Below are 24197 nucleotides of genomic sequence, written 5' to 3'. Positions count from 1 at the left end.
TAAAATGTGTTCTCTTGCAGCTATGTGCTGCGGCTGAACAGGAGAATGTTGAGTTGAGGAAAAAATAATTGTCTAAGCAAGATTTGATTGAAATGGAAGGCACGGTTACAGAGTCTTTGCCCAATGCGATGTTTCGCGTTGACTTGGACAATGGCTTTAACGTTTTAGCACATATCTCCGGCAAGATTCGCCGCAATTACATCAAGATTTTACCTGGCGATCGCGTCAAGGTAGAATTAACTCCTTACGACTTAACTAAAGGTAGAATCACCTACCGTTTGCGTAAGAAGTAAATGCAACTTAATATCTTCATCGGAGGCAAGTAAATTATTTAACCGAACAATGGCTATTTAGTCTTGGCTTATCTCCCCGCGAACTGTCAATAGATCGAAATTTTACTTGGCGATCGCGTCAGAGTGAAGTTTGACAGTGCTGACATGACAAAAAGCAGAGTTACCTATCGGTTTCGTAAGAAGTAACAAGTATATGTAGAAGATACCATAAAACCATTTTTTTTGGTTTTACTCATTCATTTAACTGAATAAATGTCCATAGAAATGCTATAATTTGCTATTTGGAGTCAGTTAGAAAAGGCATGAAAGTTAGAGCCTCAGTCAAGAAAATTTGTGAAAAGTGTAACGTAATTCGCCGTCGTGGGCGCGTGATGGTGATTTGCGTGAATCCCAAGCACAAACAACGTCAAGGATAGCGCTCTTAGATTTCTGAGAGTGAGGTGCGATCGCACACAGTCACCAAAAATAAGTATAGACGCGATAATTTCGCGTTTTTGCAACAGTAATTGCCAGAAAAATAGGGAGAGATTGATTGTGGCACGTATTGCCGGAGTAGACCTTCCACGCGATAAACGCGTTGAGATTGGTCTGACTTATATCTACGGAATTGGGTTATCCAGATCGCAGGAAATTCTAGCGGCTACAGGCGTAAACCCAGACACCCGCGTTAAAGACCTAAATGATGCTGATGTGGCAGCCCTGCGAGGCGAAGTAGAAAGCAACTATCAAGTTGAAGGGGATCTGCGGCGCTTAGAGGCAATGAACATCAAGCGCTTAATCGACATTGGAGCTTATAGAGGCCGCCGTCATCGCATGGGCTTACCAGTTAGGGGCCAAAGAACCCGCACGAATGCTAGAACCCGTCGGGGCAGAAGGCAGACAGTGGCAGGTAAGAAGAAGGCTCCAGGCAAATAATTCTTCAACCCTTGCTAATCAGAGCAAGTTTTACCTTAAATTAATCGAACAAACATGGCAAGACAACCAACTAAAAAAACTGGGAGTAAAAAACAGAAGCGGAACGTTCCCAACGGAATGGCCTACATCCAGTCTACTTTCAACAATAGCATTGTCACCATTACCGATCAAAACGGAGATGTCATCTCTTGGGCCAGTGCTGGTTCTAGCGGTTTTAAAGGTGCAAAAAAGGGAACTCCCTTTGCAGCCCAAACCGCTGCTGAAAGTGCAGCACGTCGAGCTATAGATCAAGGGATGCGGCAAATTGAGGTGATGGTCAGCGGGCCGGGAGCAGGTAGAGAAACTGCTATTCGGGCACTCCAAGGAGCAGGACTGGAAATTACACTGATTCGGGATATTACCCCCATTCCTCACAATGGTTGCCGTCCTCCCAAGCGTCGCCGAGTTTAAATACAACCTGTGAGGCGGTATGTAGGCGAAAAGTTTGAGCCAAGAAAAGTCACCTGAAATGGTTGCTTGAGCGTTTGGCATACAAACTGTCAAGCAGGGTGAGTGCGAAACAAATGAAGCACAGATTGGGCGATCGCAAGCAAATCAGCTCTTCCTAACTTAGGAGGGCTGCTCAACTTTGGATAACCCAAAATGACAATCGCTTGGAGACCTAAATTAGGAATATCAAACACGCCGATCGTATATTGGCAATTTGATACACCTAAAGGCATCTCAAGGCAATAAAGTAAATTAAATTTCGAGAGGCAATTGATTTGCCTGCTAGCAGCACCTTAACACAAGGGAGGCTACTCCGTGGCGCAGTTTCAAATTGAATGTGTAGAGTCTAATACAGAGGAAAGTCGAAGCCATTATAGTAAATTTGTTCTGGAACCTCTAGAGCGCGGTCAAGGAACAACAGTTGGCAACGCGCTGCGGCGGGTTTTACTGTCCAATCTAGAGGGGACAGCAGTTACAGCAGTGCGGATTGCAGGCGTTACACACGAGTTTGCGACAGTTCCGGGCGTGCGCGAAGACGTGTTGGAAATCCTCATGAAAATGAAGGAAGTAATCCTCAAAAGCTATTCATCGCAACCCCAGATTGGTAGATTGCTCGTAAACGGGCCTGCTACAGTCACTGTGGCTCATTTTGATTTACCCAGTGAAGTAGAAGTCATCGATCCCACCCAGTATGTAGCCACCTTAGCAGAGGGCGGCAAACTGGAAATGGAATTTCGGATCGAGAAAGGCAAAGGGTATCGTACCGTAGAGCGCGGGCGTGAGGAAGCGACATCTTTGGATTTTCTGCAAATCGACTCGGTATTTATGCCAGTGCGGAAAGTTAACTATAGTGTCGAGGAAGCCCGTGGAGATGGCTCTAGCTCTATTACAAAAGATCGACTTTTATTGGAAGTTTGGACAAATGGTAGTGTCTCGCCTCAAGAAGCACTATCCTCAGCCGCTGGGATCTTGGTAGAGTTATTCAACCCCCTAAAAGATATCTCCCTCGACCAACCCGGCCCAGACTCAGAAATTCCGGACGACCCCACTGCTCAAATTCCTATCGAAGAGTTGCAACTTTCTGTACGGGCGTATAACTGTCTCAAGCGAGCGCAAGTTAACTCTGTGGCCGACTTATTGGATTATACCCAAGAAGACCTGTTAGAAATTAAAAACTTTGGTCAGAAGTCAGCAGAAGAAGTTGTTGAAGCTTTACAGCGACGCTTAGGCATTACCCTGCCACAAGAAAGAGGGTCTAAACACAGTTAAGCTAAAACCGTTAATCATAACATAGTGCATTCTTATGCGTCACCGCAATCGAGTCAAAAAACTCAGTAAACCAGCCGATCAGCGCCGCGCTCTGTTGCGGGCGCTGACTACTGAACTGATCCGTCATGGTCGGATTACCACTACTTTAGTTAGAGCTAAAGTACTGCGAAGCGAAGTAGATAAAATGATTACCTTAGCTAAAGACGGCTCCTTAGAATCACGTCGGGCGGCTCTTGGTTACATCTACGACAAACAACTGGTTCATGCTTTGTTTGAGCAAGCGCCGACTCGGTACGCTAACCGCCAAGGTGGTTATACCCGGATTCTCCACACCGTACCTCGTCGGGGAGATAATGCTGAGATGGCAATTATTGAACTGGTTTAGAAGAAGGCAGAAGGCAGAAGCAGAAGCAGAAGGGTAATATGGCTCAGTTGTTTGAGACTTCATAACTCGATACTTCCGACCTCAGCCTAGAGTTAATTCTATGTTAGATAGCCACCAGCCTACACCAACTCAGCGAGTGGCCCTGGTAATTCAATACTTGGGCACTCATTTTCATGGCTGGCAACGGCAGAAGAAACATCGTACAGTTCAAGAAGAGATTGAAATAGCGATCGCTAAAATTCTTGGACATCATGTAACACTGCATGGTGCTGGGCGTACTGATGCTGGAGTTCATGCTGCCGCTCAAGTCGCCCATTTTGAAGCTACAGGTTTGATTCCGGCTCACAAGTGGGCCACAGTTCTGAACAGCTATCTGCCCCCAGATATATTAGTAAGAGCTTCAGCTAGTGTAGATAATCGTTGGCACGCTCGCTTTAGTGCAGCTTATCGACGGTATCGCTACACAATATACACTGAAGATCGACCGAACTTGTTCGTGAAACCCTTCAGTTGGCATTATTATTATGCACCTCTGGATGAATCCTTAATCCAAGCTGCCCTGAAACCTCTTTTGGGAAAGCATCATTTAGCTGCTTTTCACCGTGCAGGCTCAAAGCGATCGCATTCCTGGGTTGAGGTGCAAGCAGCGGAATGTCTTCGCAGCGGGCCATTTATCCATATTGAAATACAGGCAGATGGATTTTTATATGGTATGGTACGCCTTTTGGTAGGAATGCTGGCGCAAGTCGGCTCCGGACAGCGGACGCTGGCTAGCTTCACCGAACTCTGGAAAGAACAACGCCGAGAAGAAGTGAAACACGCCGCACCTCCGCAAGGCTTATGCCTGTTACGAGTCGGATATCCAGATTTTCCCTTCAAGAGCGAGATTTGGTACGACACCCTGCCAAAGCTAGTTATTAGTCAGTAGTCAGTAGTCAGTCGTTATTAGAACTGACAACTAACAACTGACAACTAACAATTAACAACTAACAACTGACAACTAACAAATGACAACAAGTAAAACATACCTTCCTCCTCAAGAATCCCTTGAGCGTGAGTGGTACGTAGTAGATGCTACTGACCAACGCCTCGGTCGCCTCGCCAGTGAAGTCGCCCAAATCTTGAGAGGCAAAAAGAAAGCTGAATATACTCCTCACTTAGATACAGGTGACTTCGTAATTGTCGTCAACGCTGAAAAAGTCGCAGTCACTGGTAAAAAGCGTACTCAGAAAGTCTACCACCGCCATTCTGGTCGTCCCGGTGGGATGAAGACAGAAACCTTTGCCAAATTGCAACAACGTTTACCAGAACGGATTGTCGAACATGCTGTTAAAGGTATGCTACCTAAAAATAGCTTGGGTAAACACTTGTTTACAAAATTGAAAGTTTACGCAGGGCCGACTCATCCCCACACAGCGCAAAAACCCAAAGAATTAATACTTAATACAATTCCTGGAGTAGAAAATTAATGGTAGTAGCAGAAAGCAATAGCGGTCGCGCCGTGTACTGGGGTACTGGTCGTCGTAAGTCCGCAGTAGCACGGGTACGCTTGGTTCCCGGTAGCGGTCAACTGATTGTGAATGGTAAGCCTGGAGATTTGTACTTCCAGTTCAATGCCAATTACCTGGGAGTTATTAAAGCGCCTTTAGAAACTCTCGGACTAGAAAACGAGTATGACATTTTAGTAAAAGCAGAAGGCGGTGGCTTGACCGGACAAGCTGACTCTGTTCGTTTGGGAGTTGCGCGTGCTTTATGTCAACTAGACCCAGACAATCGCCCACCTTTAAAAACTGAAGGTTATTTAACTCGCGATCCACGGGCAAAAGAACGGAAAAAATATGGTTTGCACAAAGCCCGCAAAGCACCTCAGTACTCGAAGCGATAGGCTATTGGGGAACTCGGGGTCCCCTCTGGGGATTAGGGGCAATGGGAATCGGGGATTGGGGATTGGGAAGAATTATCGATTTAAACTTTCCTCTTCTTACGTAGTCCCCAGTCCCTAATCCCATTTGAGACTTGAAAGTTATAATTTATATAGATTCACCACAAAAGGAACAATGGCTAAATCTGATATTCATCCCAAGTGGTATCCAGACGCGAAAGTATATTGCAACGGTCAAGTTGTGATGACTGTTGGTTCTACTAAACCAGAATTACACGTAGATGTTTGGTCTGGAAACCATCCTTTTTACACTGGTACTCAGAAGATTATTGATACTGAAGGTCGAGTAGAGCGCTTCCTTCGCAAATACGGTATGTCGGGCGAACAAAGCTCTGGCGGCAAAAAGAAAAAGTAGCGGGTTGGCTCTGCTGTTAACGACGACCCCGCATCAGCTGGGTCGATTGTCATTTTTTGCCGAGCCAATTTGTTATTTTAAGGAGCGATCGCACTCGTCATGGCTGAATCATACTTACTGGATAAACTAAAATCCGTTGAACAAACCTTTAATGAATTAACACGTCGTCTTGGCGACCCCGATACCGCTAGCAACCCTGATGAGTATCAACAAATTGCTAAGTCTCGTTCTTCTTTGGAAGAGGTAGTTAATACCTATGAAACTTGGAAAACAGCTCAAGAAGACTTGATCGGAGCGCGTCAGGTTTACAAAGAATCTGCGAGTGACCCAGAGTTGCAAGAAATGGCAGCACTGGAAGTAAAGGAACTAGAAGAAAAAATAGAATATTTAGAGACTCGCTTGAAAGTCTTACTGTTACCACGCGACCCCAATGATGAAAAGAATATCATGTTGGAAATTCGTGCTGGCACTGGTGGCGATGAAGCAAGTATTTGGGCTGGCGATTTGATGCGGATGTACACCCGCTATGCCCAGACACAAGGTTGGAAAGTTTCTCTAGTGAGCGAATCTCTGGGAGAAATGGGTGGCTGGAAAGAGGTGATTCTAGAAATTAAAGGTGATGACGTTTACAGCCAGTTAAAGTTTGAAGCGGGAGTGCATCGCGTGCAGCGCGTGCCGACTACCGAAGCTGGGGGACGAGTCCACACCTCGACAGCCACTGTAGCTATCATGCCAGAAGTGGATGATGTGGAAATACACATTGACCCTAAAGATATTGAAATGACCACAGCGCGTTCTGGTGGTGCTGGCGGACAAAACGTCAACAAGGTAGAAACTGCCGTTGACTTGATGCACAAACCGACAGGAATCAGAATTTTCTGTACCGAAGAACGCAGCCAGTTGCAAAACAAAGAACGGGCGATGCAAATTTTGCGGGCGAAGTTGTATGAGATGAAGTTACGCGAACAACAAGAAGCTGTAACTTCCATGCGGCGATCGCAAGTTGGTACGGGATCGCGATCGGAAAAAATTCGTACCTACAATTATAAAGATAACCGCGCGACCGACCACCGTTTAGGTCAAAACTTTTCTCTGAACCCTGTTCTAGAAGGTGATTTGGAGACGGTTATTCAATCTTGTATCTCTCAAGATCAGCAGGAACGTTTGGCAGAGTTAGCCGCTTCTGGTGTTGCTAGCTAATCGTCTGTATCAAAGAATCTGGAAAACCGCTTGTTGTGCTGTTGCTTACACAGGCGGTTTTTTTATGCAATATACTTCTTGCAGAAGTCGGGAAAGCGCAAAAAGTCCCTTTTTTTAAATATCGCAAGTCAGAAGATAGAAACGCCAAGTCAAAAGCACTGCACTTACGAGCAGCCCTAGTACTAAACCCATCCATAAACCGATAGCGCCCCAACCTAAAGTTACTGCCATCAAATAGCCTCCACCTAGACCAACTCCCCAGTAAGCAAACATAGCGATCGCCATTGGCACTTTGGTATCTTTCAACCCGATCAAAGCACCAGCAGCAATAGCTTGAATAGAATAGAAAAACTGAGCTATTGCCGCCATCTCTAGAAAAAAAATAGCCGTTTTCAGTATCTCAAGATTATTTAAATTACTTGTATCTAAGAACATTGCCACAATAGAGTTGGGAAATAGCCAAAAAATTAATACCACGATGCTCGCAAAAGGAACAATAAGAGCAATTCCCACCAATCCTGCTCTAAAAGCACCCCTAAGATCGTTTTGTCCTCTCAGTTGTCCCACTCTCATTGTGATGGCATAAGAAATACCTATAGATATCGTCTCGAAAAAACTTTCTGTCTCGACAGCAATTTCATGAGCTGCTAATGTCTCTGTGCCAAACCACCCAATCAGTAATGCAATGGCAGTGAATACTCCAATTTCCGCCCCATACTGTAAACCCAAGCACCACCCAGTTTGGAAGATATCAACAAACATATCTTTATCGAACTGATGTAGAGCGCAACCAAGTTGAAAATCTTTAAAGTGCTTATCAAAACAAATCCATCCAGCGGCGGCGATGAAATTCAGCCAGAAAACGATTGTGCTAGCCCAACCTATACCAGCTAAACCAAGAGCCGGTAAACCAAATTTACCGAACATAAGTACGTAATTAGCAGCTGTATTGATTAACAATCCAGCCACTGTAATTACTGTTAAGAATTGAGGGCGATTGAGGGCAGAGCTAACTTCTTTTAAGATACAGAAGCCAAGTGCAGCAGGAAAACCCCAAATAATAGAATGCAAATATGTTTTAGCCAGTAAAACATTGCTTTCTTCTTGACCACTAAGTAGCAAAATAGAGTCAAAGTGCCAAATGAGAAACATTACGGGTATGGACATGAGAATCGCTAACCAGATTCCCTGACCTGTGGCACGACTAACTTGGTCTATTTTTCCTGCACCAAAAGCATTTGCGACGCTTGCACCTACAGCTGAAAGAGTAGAACGACAAACGGAAGCTAGGGTTGAAAAGGTTACTGCACCTAAAGCACCAGCAGCTAAAGCTTGACTATTAAGTAAGCCCATCATCACTCCATCCAATAAAGGAATGCCTGCTTCCAATATTTGAGAAATGACCAAAGGAACTGCTAATTGCAGGCAGGCTTGGACTTCTAATATCAAATCTGACTTAAAATTTTTTGAAGTTAACTCCATTCCAACGCAAAATTAAGGAAGCTGCTAAAAAAGTAATACTTACGTACATTAAGATATATTAAGATATTTTCACGATCGAACATATTTAATTTGTATAAAGACTGATAGCGATCGCTGTCGTTTTGAGATTACTGCTGGACAAACGTCAATAAAGGCGATCGCAAATTGTTACGGGGTTGCGATCGGAAAAAATTCGCACCTACAATTATAAAGATAACCGCGCGACTGACCACCGCTTAGGTCAAAACTTTTCTCTAAACCCCGTTCTGGAAGGTGATTTGGAGACGGTTATTCAATCTTGTATATCTCAAGATCAGCAGGAACGTTTGGCAGAATTAGCAGCTTCTGTTGCGATGAACTAATATTTAGTATTGAATAATGTGGAAAACCGCTTGTGTTGTTACTTTGAATACAAACAGGCGGTTTTCTATTGCAATATGGACTATTTATTATTTGGGACGCATTACATTTGTCCATATGTTATGAAAACTAGCTTTTCAAAATCTTGGAAATTAAAGCTTGGTTGCTTTTTAGTATCTTTAACATAGTAGACTTTGTTATCTTGAAATTCAAAGAAGGAGCCGAATATAGGTAATTCTTCGCCTTTAAGTTTAAAAATTATTGTGTTCAGTTTATATTTTCCATACTTGTTAATTAGATATACAAAGCTATCAAAATTTCCACTTACAGCTTTTTCAAATTCTAGTGTATCCTTCTCTAGTTTATTAGAGCTTTGTAAGATTAATGGTGGTATATCTCTCAAACTATTGAGATGAAGACTCATAAAATCTTTATCTTTCTTTGTATATGCAATAATTTGATGATAATTATATAAAATACCAATCTTTGAACAAGATTTTTTGAGGTATCTTTGAATCTGTTTCTCGTGATTCTGTAAGTTTTCTTCTTCTCGCTTCACTTCCACAATCATCACTGGTGGTTGATATGGTTTAAAATATTCATTTTTGACAGATCTGTATAATTCTATGTCGTGATTGTTGGATTCAACTTTAATAATAATTTCATTTGGAAATAACTCACTTTCATTTACTAAGAAATAGATAAACAGTTGTCTAACTTTTTCTTCTGGCCTTCCATCAATAACAATTTCTCTGCCTCTAATCAAACACTTTGTATATTCTGCATAATTCCTATTATATATATTTAGTTTTTTAAATATTTCCTCATTTAAGCTAGTCATAATTAAGGTTATTTTAGTTAACAATTGACTTTTTGAGACGCAATTTGGTTGCGTCTCATTATATTTATCATGCAATTTTCAATTGCTTTATACTTATTCTTCTCCGAAAAAACTTAATATTTTAGTAACTAATTCTGCCCAATACTGCCCTGCTTTAATCTCTAAAAATGTATTTAAGCTTTGCTCACTTTCTAATTCGTTCTTAAATGTTAGACATACATTACCTGTATAGTTTTCACCTGGAAGTTGTACCTTACCTTTTTCATTAATTAGAGCCTTCCAAAACTCAGAATCTTCGCTTTGAGGTGATAGTTTTCTGATAGCTTCATATTGAATTTCTACACCTACTTCACTTATAAAATTGTCATAAAAGGAGTTAAATTGTATAAATAATTCAGGAATAAGCGTTTTTAAAGACTCATTTATAGATGTAAGATCATTTAAAATACATTCCAATTCTCGTTTTGGTTCTTTGGTAAACTTCTTTAACATTTCATCTTCATTTAGCCCCTCAGCAATTACTCTCATGTCGTAATATATGTCTATATTCCTTGGTTCATAGTAACCAAAGTTTCTATGGATAGCGTGTTTGGTATTCCAAGCTTTATAAACAGTACGATAGTATTCAACATATTTAGTAACAAAACCTTTATCTTGGCCTTTGTCTTGATAAAGAAAACTTTGTACTCTTTTATTCAAATAGCGCAAATCTTTTATTTTATGAATAGCATTTTCAATTGCCTTAATTTCTGCTTCTGTCAAAGCATCACCATTTTTTATTTTTGTGAAACTTTCTTTGATATCCTTGATTTCTTCTAATAAAATATTTCGTCTACGTTCTATTACATCGGTTATGGCTTGGAGAAATTGATTTTTATCTGCTTGTATATCTTCTTTTTCGTAGATTTCATTTAGCTTGACTATATCATCACGATAGTATCTCAAAGCATCATAAAACAAGATATTTTCCAAGAAAAAATCTAAGTTCAATTTCTTGAATGTATCTTGGATTTCTTCTTTTCTAACTTGAATTCCTATATCATAATTACCATCACATTCATGAACTTTCTCAGGCTCATTTTTTTTGGGTAATACCAAAGTTACGAATCTGTGATGAAAGTCTTTAGATTTGGAAGTAAGATGATAACCTATTAATGTCCTAATATTAGCTTCAGGAGCATCATTGAACGGAGTTACAAACAGACAGATGGTATCCTGATTTTCAATATATTTCTGCAAGTCTTTACGAATTGGATTTACATCAAGTCCTTTGGTATCAATGATTGAATCGAACTGAGACAAGTTTGAACCAGATAAAACATCATAGCTCACATAAAGATATATTTTTCTAGGAATAGCGAACTCTTTGAACTCAACATTATTAATTGCAGCAAAAGTGTTTTTTATCCATGCTTGCTCATTATTTTGATTATCAAATTCAATTTTATTTGTAGTTCTAGATTCAAGTTTTGCATTATTTAACGCAAGTTTTTTAAATCCATCTAATCCTACTTTATCAAATTCTTCTTTAGCGGTATCAATTATTTCATTTTTCTTTTTGTCACCATCAGAAATTGTTTTGTATCGTAATTTCATATCTACAACATTTCTAATTGCTCTTTCAAGTTCTTTAGAAATAATTATCTTCTGATCTAGTTGAGTATTGTCTTTGTCTTTATCTGCAATGTAATCGCAGAATTCAAAAATAAGATTTTCCATCTCATCAACTGGATAAGGCTCTATCTCTATGTAAGTTTTTTCTCCAGCTTTGATAATTACTTCACATATAGTAGTTTTACCTGCTCCCGTTGATAGTAACTCTTTAGTTTCCACGACATCTTTAGTCTTACTGGCAATAGTCTTGGAAACTTTGAATTCGCTTATTAAGTTAAACAGATGACAAATAGCTGTCGTCTTTCCTTGACCAATAGTACCTATAAAAGCAATTTTATATTTTTCTATACTAAGAATTTTTTCTATTTCATCTAATCGTTCTAACTTGGCTTTTAGGTTATTTATGCAAATATAATTAGGTATATTGAATTCTGAGTTACGTGATATTTTATTTATTTCATTTGTCAAATTTTGTTTTAATGATGCAATTTCTTCTTGCCACGTTATTGTCAACATACTGTTTACCTTGTTTAGATGTTTACTTACTTGATATTTACAGTATGCCCATTATGGTTGCATATCTAACAAAAGCCTTATAAACCAACAAACAAATACGTCTTTGATAGTCCTTCTACTGCTTGGTAATGAGCAAGATGTCACTAATTGGGCTGAGTTCGGAGTTATGGTAGCAACATAATAAATGTACCTTAACTTAAAAATGCTTTTTAGATGTCTCAATAAAGTAGAAATACTGGCAGTTAGAAATAAATAGTTTTAAAATTGTGAAAATCAGAATTTTAAAGGTGTGCAGCTATGTCACTACGCAATGAACCCTTGAGTTGGCAACTCGAATCAAATGTTGCTTACGTGCCGATATACCATAAAGGTAATTTGGTGGGATTTTTTAAGCAAGAATACGCAAGTGGAATTATTAAGTTTTTAAATGAGGATGAAATTTTAAAAAAAGCACTTAAAAAAGCTTGTACCGATTTACTTATAAAAACTGGCAACGATCCTAGTAAAGTTAATTATTTAATCCAAAAATATATACAAATTAGCGAACGTCCAAAGTATGGAACTAGAGCGATCGCTTTGCTACTTAATGAGAGACAAAAGGAACTCGATCTGAGTAATCAAGAATTTATTAAATTCTGCGATACCTTTAAATTATCTCCCACCGAACTAAATAATATTTATGCTGGGGAAACGGTAGATGATAGTTTATTAATGCCACTTGTACGTATATTAGGAATTACAAAAGAAAGATTGTTAGAAGTAAGAGATGGTTCAGAGGATGTATAGTTAGCAATTAAAATTTTCTCCGACATCGTGAAAACCGATAGTATTTTTTATCGTCTATTTCAAGATTTTCCAGATATCTTTGTTTGAGCTGATTGGCGATTCTCCTGATTTGGTAAACATCTATCAATTTTCCTCAGTTGAAGTAAAACAAACATCATTCAGGATTGATGGTGTGTTTGTTCCTATTGAAAGCGATCGGCCAATCTATTTTGTTGAAGTGCAGTTTCAAGCAGATGAAAAAATTTACTCACGACTTTAATAGAGACTATCCTGTTGTACAAATTGCCCACAATTAGTAGGGAGGAGTTGGAAGAAATGTTTAGTCTTAGTGAATTAAGAAATACTAGATATTTTCAGGACGTTTTTCAAGAAGGTGAGCGCAGTGGCAAATTAAAAGCAGTGATACCAATGTTGGCAGCGGGATTGAGTGTAAAGCAGATAGCTGAGGCTTTAGATTTGAGCATAGAAGAAGTACAACAGGCTGCACAACAGCAATCTTCCAGGGAAGGTGAATAATAGCGCAGAAAACAAGAATGTTGAGTTAATTTTTGTTAATATTGGAAGCGTTGTTAGTACTTCGTCCTCAACTACCTACTCCCTACCTGAGAGAAACTTGATGCTGCGACTCGAACATATCAGTAAAATTTATCCCACAGGCGAGGTTCTCAAAGATATCAACTGGGAAGTCAAACCAGGCGATCGCATTGGCTTAGTCGGTGTCAACGGTGCGGGAAAATCTACCCAACTGAAAATCATCACTGGGGAAATTGAACCCACCGCAGGCGAAATTATCCGTCCTGCTAGTTTGCACATAGCTTACCTCAACCAAGAGTTTGAAGTAGACCCCAGTCGTACCGTTAGAGAAGAATTTTGGACAGTCTTTAAAGAAGCTAACTCCGTGCAGCTATCTCTAGCGCAGGTACAGCGAGATATGGAAAAGGCTAACCCAGAGGAACTAGATAAATTAATTAATAAATTGGATCGCTTACAGCGCCAGTTTGAAGCTTTAGATGGTTACGGCTTAGAGGCACGTATCGGGAAAATTTTACCAGAAATGGGGTTTGAGCCAGAAGATGGCGATCGCCTTGTGAGTGCTTTCAGCGGCGGTTGGCAAATGCGGATGAGTTTGGGGAAAATCCTGCTGCAAAAACCCGACTTATTACTACTGGACGAACCGACTAACCACATAGACTTAGAAACTATCGAGTGGTTAGAAAATTATCTTAAAGGGCTAACTACCCCGATGGTAATTGTCTCCCATGACCGAGAATTTCTTGACCGCCTCTGCACCCAAATTGTAGAAACCGAACGCGGAGTTTCAGCCAGCTACCTGGGTAACTACTCGGCATACCTGGAACAAAAAGCCGAAAATCAGTCAGCACAATTGAATGCTTACGAACGCCAGCAGAAAGAACTAGAAAAACAGCAAGCTTTTGTAGATAGATTTCGCGCCAGTGCGACTCGCAGCACCCAGGCAAAAAGCCGGGAAAAACAATTAGACAAAGTTGAACGCATCGAAGCACCCACTGGTAGCGTCAGAACTTTACACTTCCGCTTTCCGCCTGCACCCCGTAGCGGACGAGAGGTAGTGGATATTAAAGATTTAACTCATATCTATGACGATAAGATTTTGTTTTTAGGAACAAATCTTTTGATTGAAAGAGGCGATCGCATTGCTTTTCTTGGCCCCAACGGTGCAGGAAAATCTACGCTTTTACGCGTGATTATGGGGATGGAAACACCTACCGAAGGCAGCATAAAGTTAGGCGATCACAACGTGATCCCCGGTTACTTTGAACAAAATCAGGCAGAAGCTTTGGACTTGAAGAAAACCGTCATGGAAACTATCCATGATGAAGTTCCTGATTGGAAAAATGAAGAAGTCAGGACACTTTTAGGACGGTTTTTATTCACTGGTGACACGGTATTCAAACCTGTTGGGGCATTGAGTGGAGGGGAAAAAGCTCGTTTGGCATTGGCAAAAATGCTTTTACGCCCAGCTAATTTACTGATATTAGATGAACCGACAAACCATCTTGATATTCCAGCCAAAGAAATGCTGGAAGAAGCGCTGCAAAATTACGAAGGCACTGCCATTGTTGTTTCCCACGATCGCTATTTTATCTCTCAGGTAGCCAACAAAATTGTCGAAATTCGCGACGGTGAATTCCGCGTCTACTTAGGAGATTATCATTACTACCTTCAGAAAATTGCCGAGGAAAAAGAACAAGCAAGGTTAGCTGCAATAGCTGCCGAAAAGGCTGCAAAAAAAGCTGCCAAAGCTGCTAAATCTTCGGGGAAACGCAAGTAATATACAACAGAATTCAGGAGTCAGAATTCAGTACGAGTGACGATAATGTTAGGGGGTTTAAGCCCCCACCCAATCTAGCCTGCAAAATGCTATGCAAAGTGTGAGTTTGGTCTTCTATTCAGTGGAGAATTTTAGCTCCGCTACTCATTAATTCTGAATTCTGAGTTCTGATTCAAATATCACAAAATCCACACAATAGTTAGAGAATTTTAAAAAACACTGTTACTAATTCATAAAAGAAGTTAATAAGCAGAAATTCACTTGCACCTGGGATTAGCAATGGTATCATTCGGGTATTACAAAAAGTAAAGGGCAATTTTACTATGACCAAAGCACCTGTTGCTCCTGTGGTGCTAGTCATTTTAGACGGATGGGGCTACTGCAAGGAGACACGAGGAAATGCGATTGCTGCTGCTCAAACTCCAATTGTGGAAAGCTTATGGACAGCTTACCCGCATACACTCATCCGCACATCAGGAAAAGCCGTAGGGTTGCCAGAGGGTCAAATGGGCAACTCGGAAGTTGGTCATTTGAATATTGGTGCTGGGCGAGTGGTTCCCCAAGAATTAGTCCGCATCTCAGATGCAGTTGAAGACGGTTCTATTCTCACTAACCCAGCACTTGTGAAAATTTGCCAGTCAGTTCGCTCTCGTAATGGCAAGTTACACCTAGTAGGGCTTTGTTCTGAGGGAGGGGTGCACTCGCATCTCAGCCATCTATTCGGACTAATTGACTTAACCAGGAAAGAGCGAATTTCGGAAGTTTGTATCCATGCGATTACTGACGGTCGCGATACCGCCCCTACAGAGGGGATCAAAGCGATCGCGCAACTGCAAAACTACATCGACCGTACAGGAGTTGGGCGCATAGTCACTCTCAGCGGTCGCTACTACGCCATGGATCGCGATCGCCGTTGGGATCGAGTCAAACGCGCCTACGACGTAATGACACAAGATGGTATGGGTAATGGCCGCAAGGCTGTGGAAGTCTTGCAAGCATCTTACGCCGAAGGAGTGACAGACGAATTCATCGACCCAGTGCGAATTGCGCCTGGTGCAGTAGAACCAGGAGATGGAGTAATATTTTTCAACTTCCGCCCCGATCGCGCCAGACAATTGACTCAAGCTTTTGTCAGCGACAAATTTACAGGTTTTGAAAGACAGCAAATCGCGCCGCTGTCTTTTGTCACCTTTACCCAGTACGATCCAGATTTACCAGTTGATGTAGCTTTTGCGCCACAGAATTTAAATAATATTCTGGGAGAAGTAATTGCTAATCGCGGTCTGAAGCAGTTTCGTACCGCCGAAACAGAAAAATACGCCCACGTCACCTACTTCTTTAACGGGGGACTAGAAGAACCTTTTGCTGGAGAAGATCGGGAACTTGTCAGCAGTCCCATGGTAGCGACTTACGACAAGGCCCCAACCATGTCAGCAGAAGCAGTTACAGATGTTGCGATCGCAGCAATTCAAAAAGGCATCTACTCTCTAGTGGTGATTAACTATGCTAACCCAGACATGGTAGGGCATACAGGACAAATAGCAGCTACGGTGACAGCCATTGAAACGGTGGATCGCTGTTTAGGTCGCCTTGTTGAGAGCATTGTGAAAGCCGGCGGCACAACAATTATTACTGCCGATCACGGCAACGCTGAGTATATGCTAGATGAGGAGGGTAATCCCTGGACGGCTCACACCACCAACCCAGTTCCTTTAATATTGGTGGAAGGAGAGAAAGTTAAAATTCCTGGATACGGTACAAATGTCGAACTGCGAGACGATGGCAAGCTAGCCGACATTGCTCCGACAATTCTAGAGATTTTACAATTACCTCAGCCTCCAGAAATGACAGGGCGATCGCTGCTCAAACAAGCAGAATACGATGTGCAACTCACTCGTACTCCCGTGCAAGTGGGACTGTAAATAAATGGAGTTAGGGGAAATTTTTTAACTCCTAATTCCTGTAGGGCGAACGGCCGTTCGTCCCTACCAATTCCTAACTCCTCTTTTTGAAACTTCTTATAAATGAGATTGCTACCATGACAGTTACTAGTATTGTGCAAGGCATTTGGGCATTTTCTGCAATTGGTTTGATTGTTTTAGTATTGTTGCATAGCCCCAAAGGAGATGGTATTGGAGCTATTGGCGGACAAGCTCAACTTTTTAGCAGCACCAAAAGCGCAGAAAATACCTTGAACCGAGTTACTTGGGCATTAACAGTTATTTTTCTCGGTTTAACAGTAGTTTTAAGCGCAGGTTGGCTACCTAAATAAAACAAGGATGGAAAATCGGGAAATGGGAAGAACCCAATACCCAAAATTTAATACCCTGAAAAATTTAATTAAATCTCGATTATTAGCAGCTCTGGTATTAGCTATAAGTACAGGGCTGCTTGTCATTTTGTCTAACATTCAATTTAGTGGTGTATTGGCAACACCAAAACATAATTCAGAATTAATAATTGCCCTAAAATCCCATCCCCTCCCGCCGACATTAGCGCAATGGCAAGACAATACAAACAGTGGTGACTACTTTTCCCAAGTCCAACAAACCCAAGTGGGTTATTTAGTCTGGTCACAATTTCCCGTGCGAGTTTACGTAGAACCGCCAAAAGCAATCAGTGACAAACAAGCTCAAGCATGGGTTAATAGTGTTTTACAGGCTGTGCAGGAATGGAGTGCTTATTTACCTTTGACAGCAGTCGCAAACCCAGAGGTAGCTGATATCAGCATTTTGCGAAAAGCACCTCCTCTTCAGATGTCGCCTAATAACAAGATTCCGCGCGCGCGTTCTGCACAAACCACTTACGAGTTATACACCAGCAACAATGTTTTGTTGCACCGCTTCACCATCCTACTAAGTCCTAGCCAAACTGGAAATTATCTGATTGCAGCAGCTCGTCACGAACTCGGTCACGCCTTGGGGATTTGGGGGCATAGTCCGCTACAAACTGATGCCCTATACTTTTCTCAAATTCGCAACCCACTGCCTATTTCTCCTAGAGATGTGAATACCTTGAAGCGGGTTTATGAACAACCGACTAGTTTGGGGTGGTCTTTGGGAGATAAGCAGGGGGAGCAGGGGGAGCAGGGGAAGCAGAGGAGATAAAATTACTAACTCTTGTACAGACGCGATTAATCTTGTCTCTACTGAAAAATGCCACGCCCGTTTTTAGCAAACTCGTCAATGGTTTGCGCTGAGAGTTCATGAGTGGTTAGAGACTGTAACATAGCCAAAGGTAGGGTGAGATGATGAGCGCCGGCTTGTAGAGATGCTACTGCTTCTTGAGGAGATTTGATGCTGGCTGCCAGAATTTCTGTATTGCTACCTGCTAGTACGCTAGCCATTTCTCGCACCAAAGCTACTCCATCACCCAATAGTTTAGTAGCCCGATTGACGTAAGCGATCGCGTATTTAGCACCCGCCTCTTGAGACACAGCAGCTTGAGCCGCACTATATATTGCTGTGACTGCACAGGGAATTTCTGGGGAAAGGCAAGCAACTACCTGAAAGCCTACTAACGAAGCTGGAATCTTCAGTACAGTTTGGTGTCCAATCAGTTCAAAAGCTGCCCGCCCTTCTGCCACCATTTCATTAAAATCAGAAGTTATCAGTTGGTAAAATACTGGCCCAGTAGTTAACTCTGTAAGACGCTTGAATATAGTTTGTATTGGTAAATCGCTTTTAGCTAACAAAGTCGGGTTGGTAGTGATGCCTTTGACCCAACCTAATTCTCTAGCAGCTTCGGCTTCCGCTGCGATCGCTGAGTCAAGATAAATACTCACTTGTCTAGTCTCCTCTGAAATTTTGTGTTACTAGGATCGTACAGACTTGTATGTATAATTGTGTTGATTGTCAGCAGTAAACGACTTTTTGGATGATGTGTTTTAGCCGATCGGTTACTTTTTGCGATGAGGAGAGTAAAGCGATCGCTACTGCCATCTGACGCGAAAATGCCCTAGCTTTGTACTGGTGAGTGATCGCCTTTGATATCCTCCGCGACGATATCTTTTTTCTCCACCATTAACTTAAATAGATTAAGAAAAACTTCATACTTTATGAAGATGACGAGTATCTTCTTGTGATTAGATATTTCTCACAAGCTCTCTAGTAGAAGTTTTGGCATCTGTAATATGGGCATGGATCGAGAAACCACGTTGAATGCAGATTTGCAATTAGCCACTCCAAAATTACCTCAGCTAAATTGCGATTGCCGAGCATCTATTATACAGTCAGGATCTTTGCCCAGTTGGCACAATCTTTTACAAGCAGTGGCACAAGCAACAAAAGCTTTATTGACAAACAGCGATCGCATTACCGCTATTAATCAAGCTTTAGCTGTCCTAGGACAAGCTACAGCAGCACACCAAGTTTATATTTATGAGTATCATGCCCATCCCATAAATGGGGAACTTGCCTTCAGTTGCCGATTTGAATGGGTTCGCTCAGATATTATCTCCCAGCATCACAATCCAGTTTTACAAAATCTCAGCCATAGTGAATTCGATTTACAAGAATGGCATCAACGTCTGACTGCTGGTTATTCTTTGAGTGCGATCGCTCGTACTCTACCACAACCGCAGAAGCAATTTCTGGAATTTCTGCAAGTTCAGTCAATCTTATTAGTACCTATTCCCGTTGAAAATCAAATCTGGGGTTTCATCGGCTTTAGCGATTGCCATAGCGAAAGACAATGGTCGCAGGATGAACAAGCAGCCTCGATTGCAATGGCGGCGGCTGTGGGTAGTACTATGTATGGACAAATGTCAGATGTCCTCTACAACGAACGTCAACTTCAAAGGCAACTTGCTGAAAGTGAAGAACGCTTTCGGTTGATGGTAGAAGGTAGCGAACAAGTCTTTTTTTATATCTACGACAATGCTCATGTATTTGAGTACGTTTCACCTTCAGTACAAGCCGTACTGGGCTATACTCCGCAAGAGTTAGTGGGTAATGTCTGCCATCTGATAATACATGAATCGTCCCAAACACTGACTGCTGAAGCGACACAAGCATTATTAATGGGAAAATCGGTAGATACTTTCGCTATTTCTGCTCTACACAAAGATGGTCGCCTATTAGTATTGGAAATTACCGAAACTCCGGTGATGAGAAAGGGTCAGGTGGTAGGAATACAAGGATTTGGCCGTGATATTACCGACCGCCATCAGACATTAGAAAAATTAAAAGCGATCGCCAAACGCGATCGCTTATTAAGAAGAATGGGGGAGAGAATTCGCACTTCTTTGGACTTACAAACAATTCTCAATACAACTGTGGCGGAGGTACGAGAATTTTTGCAAGCAGACAGAGTATATATTGTTAATACTAAGACCCGTGATTCTGATAGTGTAGTCACCGCTGAATCAGTAGCAGCTAATTATCGCTCCATCCGAGAGTGGACATTAACCTCGAAAATTCATGAAGAAGCGCTACATTCTTACTTTAATCCTAGAGTGATTTATGTAGTTAACGACACGAGTACTAAGGCAGATTTACCACCAGTGATTGCCCAGGATTTTCTCAATTTCCAAATGCGAGCGATTGTTGGCGTGCCCATCATGGTTGATGACCAATTCTATGGTTTGCTAGTTGTTAACCAGTGTGCCAAACCGCGTGAGTGGCAACATTTTGAAATAGATTTGCTCGAAGAATTCTCAACCCCAGTAGCGATCGCTATTCAGCAAGCTAAACTCTATCAAGAGTTGCAATGCCTCAATACTCAATTAGAGCAGCAAGTCGAGAAGCGCACCCAAGAGTTACAACAAAAATATAGCGAACTCGAAGAATTGCAGAACATCAAAGATGAGTTTCTTCACGCCTTCTCCCATGACCTGCGAACTCCAATTATGGGTATCTTGTTGGTGATGAAAAACTTCCAAAGTCTCAGCAACGGCGAACCTGTGACAATTTCTGCTCCTATTTTGGAGCGAGTGATTCAAAGTAGCGAACGCCAACTCAAGCTCATCGAGTCGCTATTAGAAGCGCACTCTAGTGATGTCAAAGGATTAACAATCCAGCAGTTACCCTTACCACTAAACTCCTTTACTCAAGCAATCATCAAAGACCTAGAGCCACTGCTTGCCAAACACCAAGCTACAATTAGCAATCAGATTAGCGTACATCTGCCATTAGTAACTGCCGATTCTTTACATTTGCGGCGAGTATTTGAAAATCTGATTACCAACGCTCTCAACCATAATCCACCAGAGCTACACCTTATCTTGAATGCCACGGTAGAAAATGGGATGATGCGCTGCACAATTGCTGATAATGGTGTGGGAATAGATTTAGAAATCTGCGAGCGATTATTCGACCGTTATATTAAGGGTAGGCGATCGCAATCCACAGGTATTGGTTTGGGTTTGTATCTTTGTCAGCAAATTATCTCCGCTCATCGGGGAGAGATTGGTGTTATCAGCGAACCGAATGTCGGCGCAAAGTTTTGGTTTACCTTACCACTAGCGAACCCATTTTTAGACTTATAGAAAATCGGTGTGCCAGCATAGGAAAATTAAGTGCGATCGCTTTATCGGTGAAAATGGTAAAGTAACATGGAACGCCCCTATAAACACTAAATGCAATCTTAATGCTCCTTTGTAACTTCAACCAAAGACAGCAATATATAGCAGATAAGCTTGATAAAGACTTCAAGCCATTCTGCGAAATTAATCCTCATGTTCAAGCTGGATATCAGCAGGATAGTAACCAACCTTGAAAGTCATTAACTTCCTACTAGTAAGAATAGACTGAAATAAAACGATAGATAGCAACTGGTGAATCACTGCTAAAGATTAAGATAAAGAATACAGGAATTGGATTAGATCAGATGATGCTAAGTTAAATCTGTTGGTGAGTAGTCAATATTTAATTAAAGATTTGCTGCAATTTAGTAATAAACTTATGTTTTTAAAACCTAATCAAGCTATTAAACTGTTTTATTCTTATGCCCACGAAGATGAAAAACTACGAGATAAATTAGAAAAGCACCTAAGTAGTTTGCAGCGAGAAGGTTTTATTACCGGATGGCATGACCGAAGAATTACACCAGGAAAAGAATGGCAGAATGAGATAGACGATAACTTAAATTCTTCTCAAATAATTTTGCTACTTGTAAGTGCAGATTTTATCTATTCAAATTATTGCTGGGATGTTGAAGTGAGACGGGCAATGGAACGTCATGAAGCTCAAGAAGCCAGAGTTATTCCTATAATTCTGGACTCTGTTGATTGGATGAATACACCGTTTGCCATGCTTCAAGCTTTGCCCAAAGACAGCAAACCTGTAAAAAAGTGGGGCAATCGAAGCGACGCATTTTTAAGTATTGCTCAAGGTATCCGGATAGTAGCAAAAGAATTAGCAGAAAATTTATAATAACATCACTGCTTAAACTGCATCCATCATTAGAATTAAATCCATTTATCAAAAAATTAAACAATCGTCTTTGAGAGTAAGACAAAGATTCATTTATCTTAATAATTACTAAAGTCAATGTTTGCAAATAAGCTTGTAAAAATTTTTTATTGCTGCTCAGACTTTGCCAAGGATGAAGAGATGCGGCAACAACTAGAGGAACACCTCAGTATTTTGCAACGGGAGCGTGTGATTCAAGGATGGCATCGAGGCATGATCAGTCCAGGAAAAGAATGGAAAAGTGAGACTGATAATAATTTAAAAAGTGCTGATATAATTTTACTTCTAATTAGTTCAAAATTTACTGCTTCGGATTATCATTGGGGAGATTTAATGAAGCAAGCTATGAAACAACATACAAAAAAAATTTCCCGTATTATTATTATACAGCTTCGTCCAGTTGATAATTATTGGATGAAAGCCATGTTTCCTAAAGTCAAAGTTTTGCCTGATAATGGAAGACCTATAACTGAATGGAAACCTTATGATAAAGCTTTTAAAAATATTGCTGAAGGTATCCGCAAAGAAGCTGAAGAACTCACCGATCCTATTTACCATATCAAAAAGGTTCTTCAGAACTTGTGGGAAATTATGATGTCTATTGTAAAACCTATTAGTAATGCTTTTATATATCTCACAAAAAAAAGCTTTTTTTCCTTTATTAACTTATCTAATTCATTAAGGTCTCGTCGCTACCGTCGGTCAAATAAGATACTTGTTAAAGTCATTTTTATACTATCCGGGATATTTATGCTTTTTATTCTTCAATCACACAATATATCAGAAATTTTTTCATCAGAGCCATCAGTAATTACTAGATCAGAATCTTCTCCTATTATAAGTTCAACACAAATAAGAAATTCTACTGGCTGGATTAGGATAGGTAAGGTTAATACTAGATCAGGTAGCTTGACTGATGGGGAGCCACTACTTGAAACTTCAATTTCTCCTCCTATTATTCCATCACTACAATCAGTGGTAACTGTTAAATACGAAGTAGATTTGAATAAAGAAAAATATTCCTCGTCGAAGTTACTTCAAAAACTGAAACCAGGAGAAAAGGTAACAATATTCAATGTAGAATCTATGACTAAATCTGGTCAGAATTCACCATTTGTTGAAGTGATGGCGCAAGTTCGTAAATGTAATCAAACTTGTAATCAGTGAGAATCAGGTTACTATCTAATTTAGTTAGCTACCAAGTTTGATAACTCAATGCGATCGTAGTTTGACTGTTATCTAGCTTTGTTGTATCAGTTCTACTATAAACACTAAAAAAGCGCCCTCGTGATGAGAGCGCTTTTGATATTATTCGACAGAGTTAGAATTAACCGTTGATAGCAGGAGCGCTGATTGCAACAGGAGCGCTATCAAGTGTAGCTAAATCCAGAGGGAAGTTGTGAGCGTTACGCTCGTGCATTACTTCCATACCCAAGTTAGCGCGGTTGATGATGTCAGCCCAAGTGTTGATGACGCGACCTTGAGAGTCAATCACAGACTGGTTGAAGTTGAAACCGTTCAGGTTGAACGCCATTGTGCTGACACCCAAAGCGGTGAACCAGATACCGATTACAGGCCAAGCAGCCAGGAAGAAGTGCAAGGAACGGCTGTTATTGAAGGAAGCGTATTGGAAGATTAAGCGACCGAAGTAACCGTGTGCTGCAACGATGTTGTAGGTTTCTTCTTCTTGACCGAACTTGTAACCGTAGTTTTGAGATTCGCTTTCGGTGGTTTCACGAACCAAGGAAGAAGTTACTAGAGAACCGTGCATTGCAGAGAATAAGCTTCCACCGAAGACACCAGCCACACCTAACATGTGGAAGGGGTGCATTAAGATGTTGTGTTCCGCTTGGAAAACAATCATGAAGTTGAAGGTTCCGGAGATACCCAAGGGCATACCGTCAGAGAAGGAACCTTGTCCAATAGGGTAAATCAAGAATACTGCGGTGGCTGCTGCTACGGGTGCGGAGAATGCTAGGCAAATCCAAGGACGCATTCCTAAGCGGTAGCTGAGTTCCCACTCACGT

General features: G+C 41.1%; 24 protein-coding genes and 3 pseudogenes. 21 read left to right on the top strand and 6 right to left on the bottom strand.

The features are described from left to right. The first annotated feature begins 68 nt into the window (after positions 1–68). From infA to rpsK, 4 genes are all read left to right on the top strand, one after another. A complete protein-coding gene (infA, locus tag I8752_RS26570; protein ID WP_006276978.1) occupies positions 69–293 on the top strand; it encodes a translation initiation factor IF-1 in 225 nt (74 codons plus the stop codon). A 302-nt stretch (positions 294–595) separates the two neighbouring features. Further along, on the top strand, positions 596–709 hold the full coding sequence (rpmJ, locus tag I8752_RS26565) for a 50S ribosomal protein L36 (protein WP_010998333.1): 114 nt from the start codon (positions 596–598) through the stop codon (positions 707–709). Between the two features lie 118 nt (positions 710–827). Further along, entirely contained in the window at positions 828–1208 is a 381-nt protein-coding gene (rpsM, locus tag I8752_RS26560; RefSeq protein WP_214435223.1) for a 30S ribosomal protein S13, read from the top strand. 54 nt (positions 1209–1262) lie between these two features. After that, positions 1263–1658 (top strand): 30S ribosomal protein S11, encoded by a 396-nt coding sequence (gene rpsK, locus I8752_RS26555; RefSeq protein WP_096558115.1) that lies wholly within the window; start codon positions 1263–1265, stop codon positions 1656–1658. Positions 1659–1747: 89 nt separating this feature from the next. On the opposite strand, the gene I8752_RS26550 is transcribed toward rpsK, so the two are convergent. Next, positions 1748–1930, bottom strand: a complete 183-nt coding sequence (locus I8752_RS26550; RefSeq protein ID WP_214435222.1) for a hypothetical protein — start codon at positions 1928–1930, stop codon at positions 1748–1750. A gap of 82 nt (positions 1931–2012) precedes the next feature. Here I8752_RS26550 and I8752_RS26545 point away from each other — a divergent pair, with 82 nt between their 5' ends. The 7 genes from I8752_RS26545 (at position 2013) to prfA (ending at position 6848) form a co-directional block, all read left to right on the top strand. Continuing rightward, positions 2013–2966: a DNA-directed RNA polymerase subunit alpha gene (locus I8752_RS26545; protein WP_214435221.1), complete on the top strand. Its 954-nt coding sequence runs from the start codon at positions 2013–2015 to the stop codon at positions 2964–2966. A 34-nt stretch (positions 2967–3000) separates the two neighbouring features. Further along, on the top strand, positions 3001–3351 hold the full coding sequence (rplQ, locus tag I8752_RS26540) for a 50S ribosomal protein L17 (RefSeq protein WP_214435220.1): 351 nt from the start codon (positions 3001–3003) through the stop codon (positions 3349–3351). Positions 3352–3451: 100 nt separating this feature from the next. Continuing rightward, positions 3452–4279: a tRNA pseudouridine(38-40) synthase TruA gene (gene truA / locus I8752_RS26535; protein WP_214435219.1), complete on the top strand. Its 828-nt coding sequence runs from the start codon at positions 3452–3454 to the stop codon at positions 4277–4279. A gap of 79 nt (positions 4280–4358) precedes the next feature. Then, positions 4359–4820, top strand: coding sequence for a 50S ribosomal protein L13 (rplM, locus tag I8752_RS26530; protein WP_214435218.1), 462 nt, complete (start codon positions 4359–4361; stop codon positions 4818–4820). Further along, entirely contained in the window at positions 4820–5236 is a 417-nt protein-coding gene (gene rpsI / locus I8752_RS26525; protein WP_096558111.1) for a 30S ribosomal protein S9, read from the top strand. Before rplM ends, rpsI begins: the two co-directional genes overlap by 1 nt. 172 nt (positions 5237–5408) lie before the next feature. Continuing rightward, a complete protein-coding gene (gene rpmE / locus I8752_RS26520) occupies positions 5409–5648 on the top strand; it encodes a 50S ribosomal protein L31 (RefSeq protein ID WP_214435217.1) in 240 nt (79 codons plus the stop codon). 99 nt (positions 5649–5747) lie between these two features. Further along, positions 5748–6848: a peptide chain release factor 1 gene (gene prfA / locus I8752_RS26515; RefSeq protein WP_214435216.1), complete on the top strand. Its 1101-nt coding sequence runs from the start codon at positions 5748–5750 to the stop codon at positions 6846–6848. Positions 6849–6962: 114 nt separating this feature from the next. On the opposite strand, the gene I8752_RS26510 is transcribed toward prfA, so the two are convergent. Further along, positions 6963–8330 (bottom strand): MATE family efflux transporter, encoded by a 1368-nt coding sequence (locus I8752_RS26510; protein WP_214435215.1) that lies wholly within the window; start codon positions 8328–8330, stop codon positions 6963–6965. Positions 8331–8482: 152 nt separating this feature from the next. On the opposite strand from I8752_RS26510, the pseudogene I8752_RS26505 reads away from it, so the two are divergent. After that, positions 8483–8692 (top strand): annotated as a pseudogene (locus I8752_RS26505) (peptide chain release factor 1); the annotation flags it as partial. A 101-nt stretch (positions 8693–8793) separates the two neighbouring features. Here the strand turns inward: I8752_RS26505 and I8752_RS26500 are convergent. Together I8752_RS26500 and I8752_RS26495 are read right to left on the bottom strand one after the other, a co-directional pair. After that, complete coding sequence (locus I8752_RS26500; protein ID WP_214435214.1) at positions 8794–9531, bottom strand: type I restriction enzyme HsdR N-terminal domain-containing protein; 738 nt, start codon at positions 9529–9531, stop codon at positions 8794–8796. A 93-nt stretch (positions 9532–9624) separates the two neighbouring features. Beyond that, on the bottom strand, positions 9625–11661 hold the full coding sequence (locus I8752_RS26495; RefSeq protein ID WP_214435213.1) for a hypothetical protein: 2037 nt from the start codon (positions 11659–11661) through the stop codon (positions 9625–9627). A gap of 297 nt (positions 11662–11958) precedes the next feature. Here I8752_RS26495 and I8752_RS26490 point away from each other — a divergent pair, with 297 nt between their 5' ends. The 6 genes and pseudogenes from I8752_RS26490 (at position 11959) to I8752_RS26465 (ending at position 17865) form a co-directional block, all read left to right on the top strand. Further along, positions 11959–12447 carry a hypothetical protein gene (locus tag I8752_RS26490; RefSeq protein WP_214435212.1) on the top strand — a complete coding sequence of 163 codons (489 nt, stop codon included), beginning with the start codon at positions 11959–11961 and terminating at the stop codon, positions 12445–12447. A gap of 27 nt (positions 12448–12474) precedes the next feature. After that, positions 12475–12963 (top strand): annotated as a pseudogene (locus tag I8752_RS26485) (DUF2887 domain-containing protein). A gap of 100 nt (positions 12964–13063) precedes the next feature. Beyond that, positions 13064–14758 (top strand): ABC-F family ATP-binding cassette domain-containing protein, encoded by a 1695-nt coding sequence (locus I8752_RS26480; RefSeq protein WP_214435275.1) that lies wholly within the window; start codon positions 13064–13066, stop codon positions 14756–14758. A 323-nt stretch (positions 14759–15081) separates the two neighbouring features. Continuing rightward, positions 15082–16680 carry a 2,3-bisphosphoglycerate-independent phosphoglycerate mutase gene (gene gpmI, locus I8752_RS26475; RefSeq protein WP_214435211.1) on the top strand — a complete coding sequence of 533 codons (1599 nt, stop codon included), beginning with the start codon at positions 15082–15084 and terminating at the stop codon, positions 16678–16680. 116 nt (positions 16681–16796) lie between these two features. Then, positions 16797–17030, top strand: coding sequence for a preprotein translocase subunit SecG (gene secG, locus I8752_RS26470; RefSeq protein ID WP_214435210.1), 234 nt, complete (start codon positions 16797–16799; stop codon positions 17028–17030). A 22-nt stretch (positions 17031–17052) separates the two neighbouring features. Continuing rightward, entirely contained in the window at positions 17053–17865 is an 813-nt protein-coding gene (locus I8752_RS26465) for a peptidase (protein ID WP_214435209.1), read from the top strand. 38 nt (positions 17866–17903) lie between these two features. Here I8752_RS26465 and I8752_RS26460 read toward each other — a convergent pair whose 3' ends face one another. Next, positions 17904–18542 (bottom strand): transaldolase family protein, encoded by a 639-nt coding sequence (locus tag I8752_RS26460; RefSeq protein WP_214435208.1) that lies wholly within the window; start codon positions 18540–18542, stop codon positions 17904–17906. A gap of 354 nt (positions 18543–18896) precedes the next feature. Here I8752_RS26460 and I8752_RS26455 point away from each other — a divergent pair, with 354 nt between their 5' ends. From I8752_RS26455 to I8752_RS26445, 3 genes are all read left to right on the top strand, one after another. Beyond that, positions 18897–21245, top strand: coding sequence for a sensor histidine kinase (locus I8752_RS26455; RefSeq protein ID WP_214435207.1), 2349 nt, complete (start codon positions 18897–18899; stop codon positions 21243–21245). A gap of 415 nt (positions 21246–21660) precedes the next feature. Next, the gene (locus tag I8752_RS26450; protein WP_214435206.1) at positions 21661–22131 is read left to right on the top strand and encodes a toll/interleukin-1 receptor domain-containing protein; all 471 of its coding nucleotides are present in this window, start codon (positions 21661–21663) and stop codon (positions 22129–22131) included. Between the two features lie 117 nt (positions 22132–22248). Continuing rightward, complete coding sequence (locus tag I8752_RS26445) at positions 22249–23337, top strand: hypothetical protein (protein WP_214435205.1); 1089 nt, start codon at positions 22249–22251, stop codon at positions 23335–23337. Between the two features lie 160 nt (positions 23338–23497). Here I8752_RS26445 and I8752_RS26440 read toward each other — a convergent pair. After that, positions 23498–24197, bottom strand: a pseudogene (locus I8752_RS26440) (photosystem II q(b) protein); the annotation flags it as partial.

Origin of the sequence: Dendronalium phyllosphericum CENA369, assembly GCF_016056275.1 — a bacterium.
Classification (GTDB): domain Bacteria; phylum Cyanobacteriota; class Cyanobacteriia; order Cyanobacteriales; family Nostocaceae; genus Dendronalium; species Dendronalium phyllosphericum.
The sequence above is the reverse complement of the archived record's forward strand: the minus strand, read 5'-3'. Positions and strand labels throughout refer to the sequence as shown.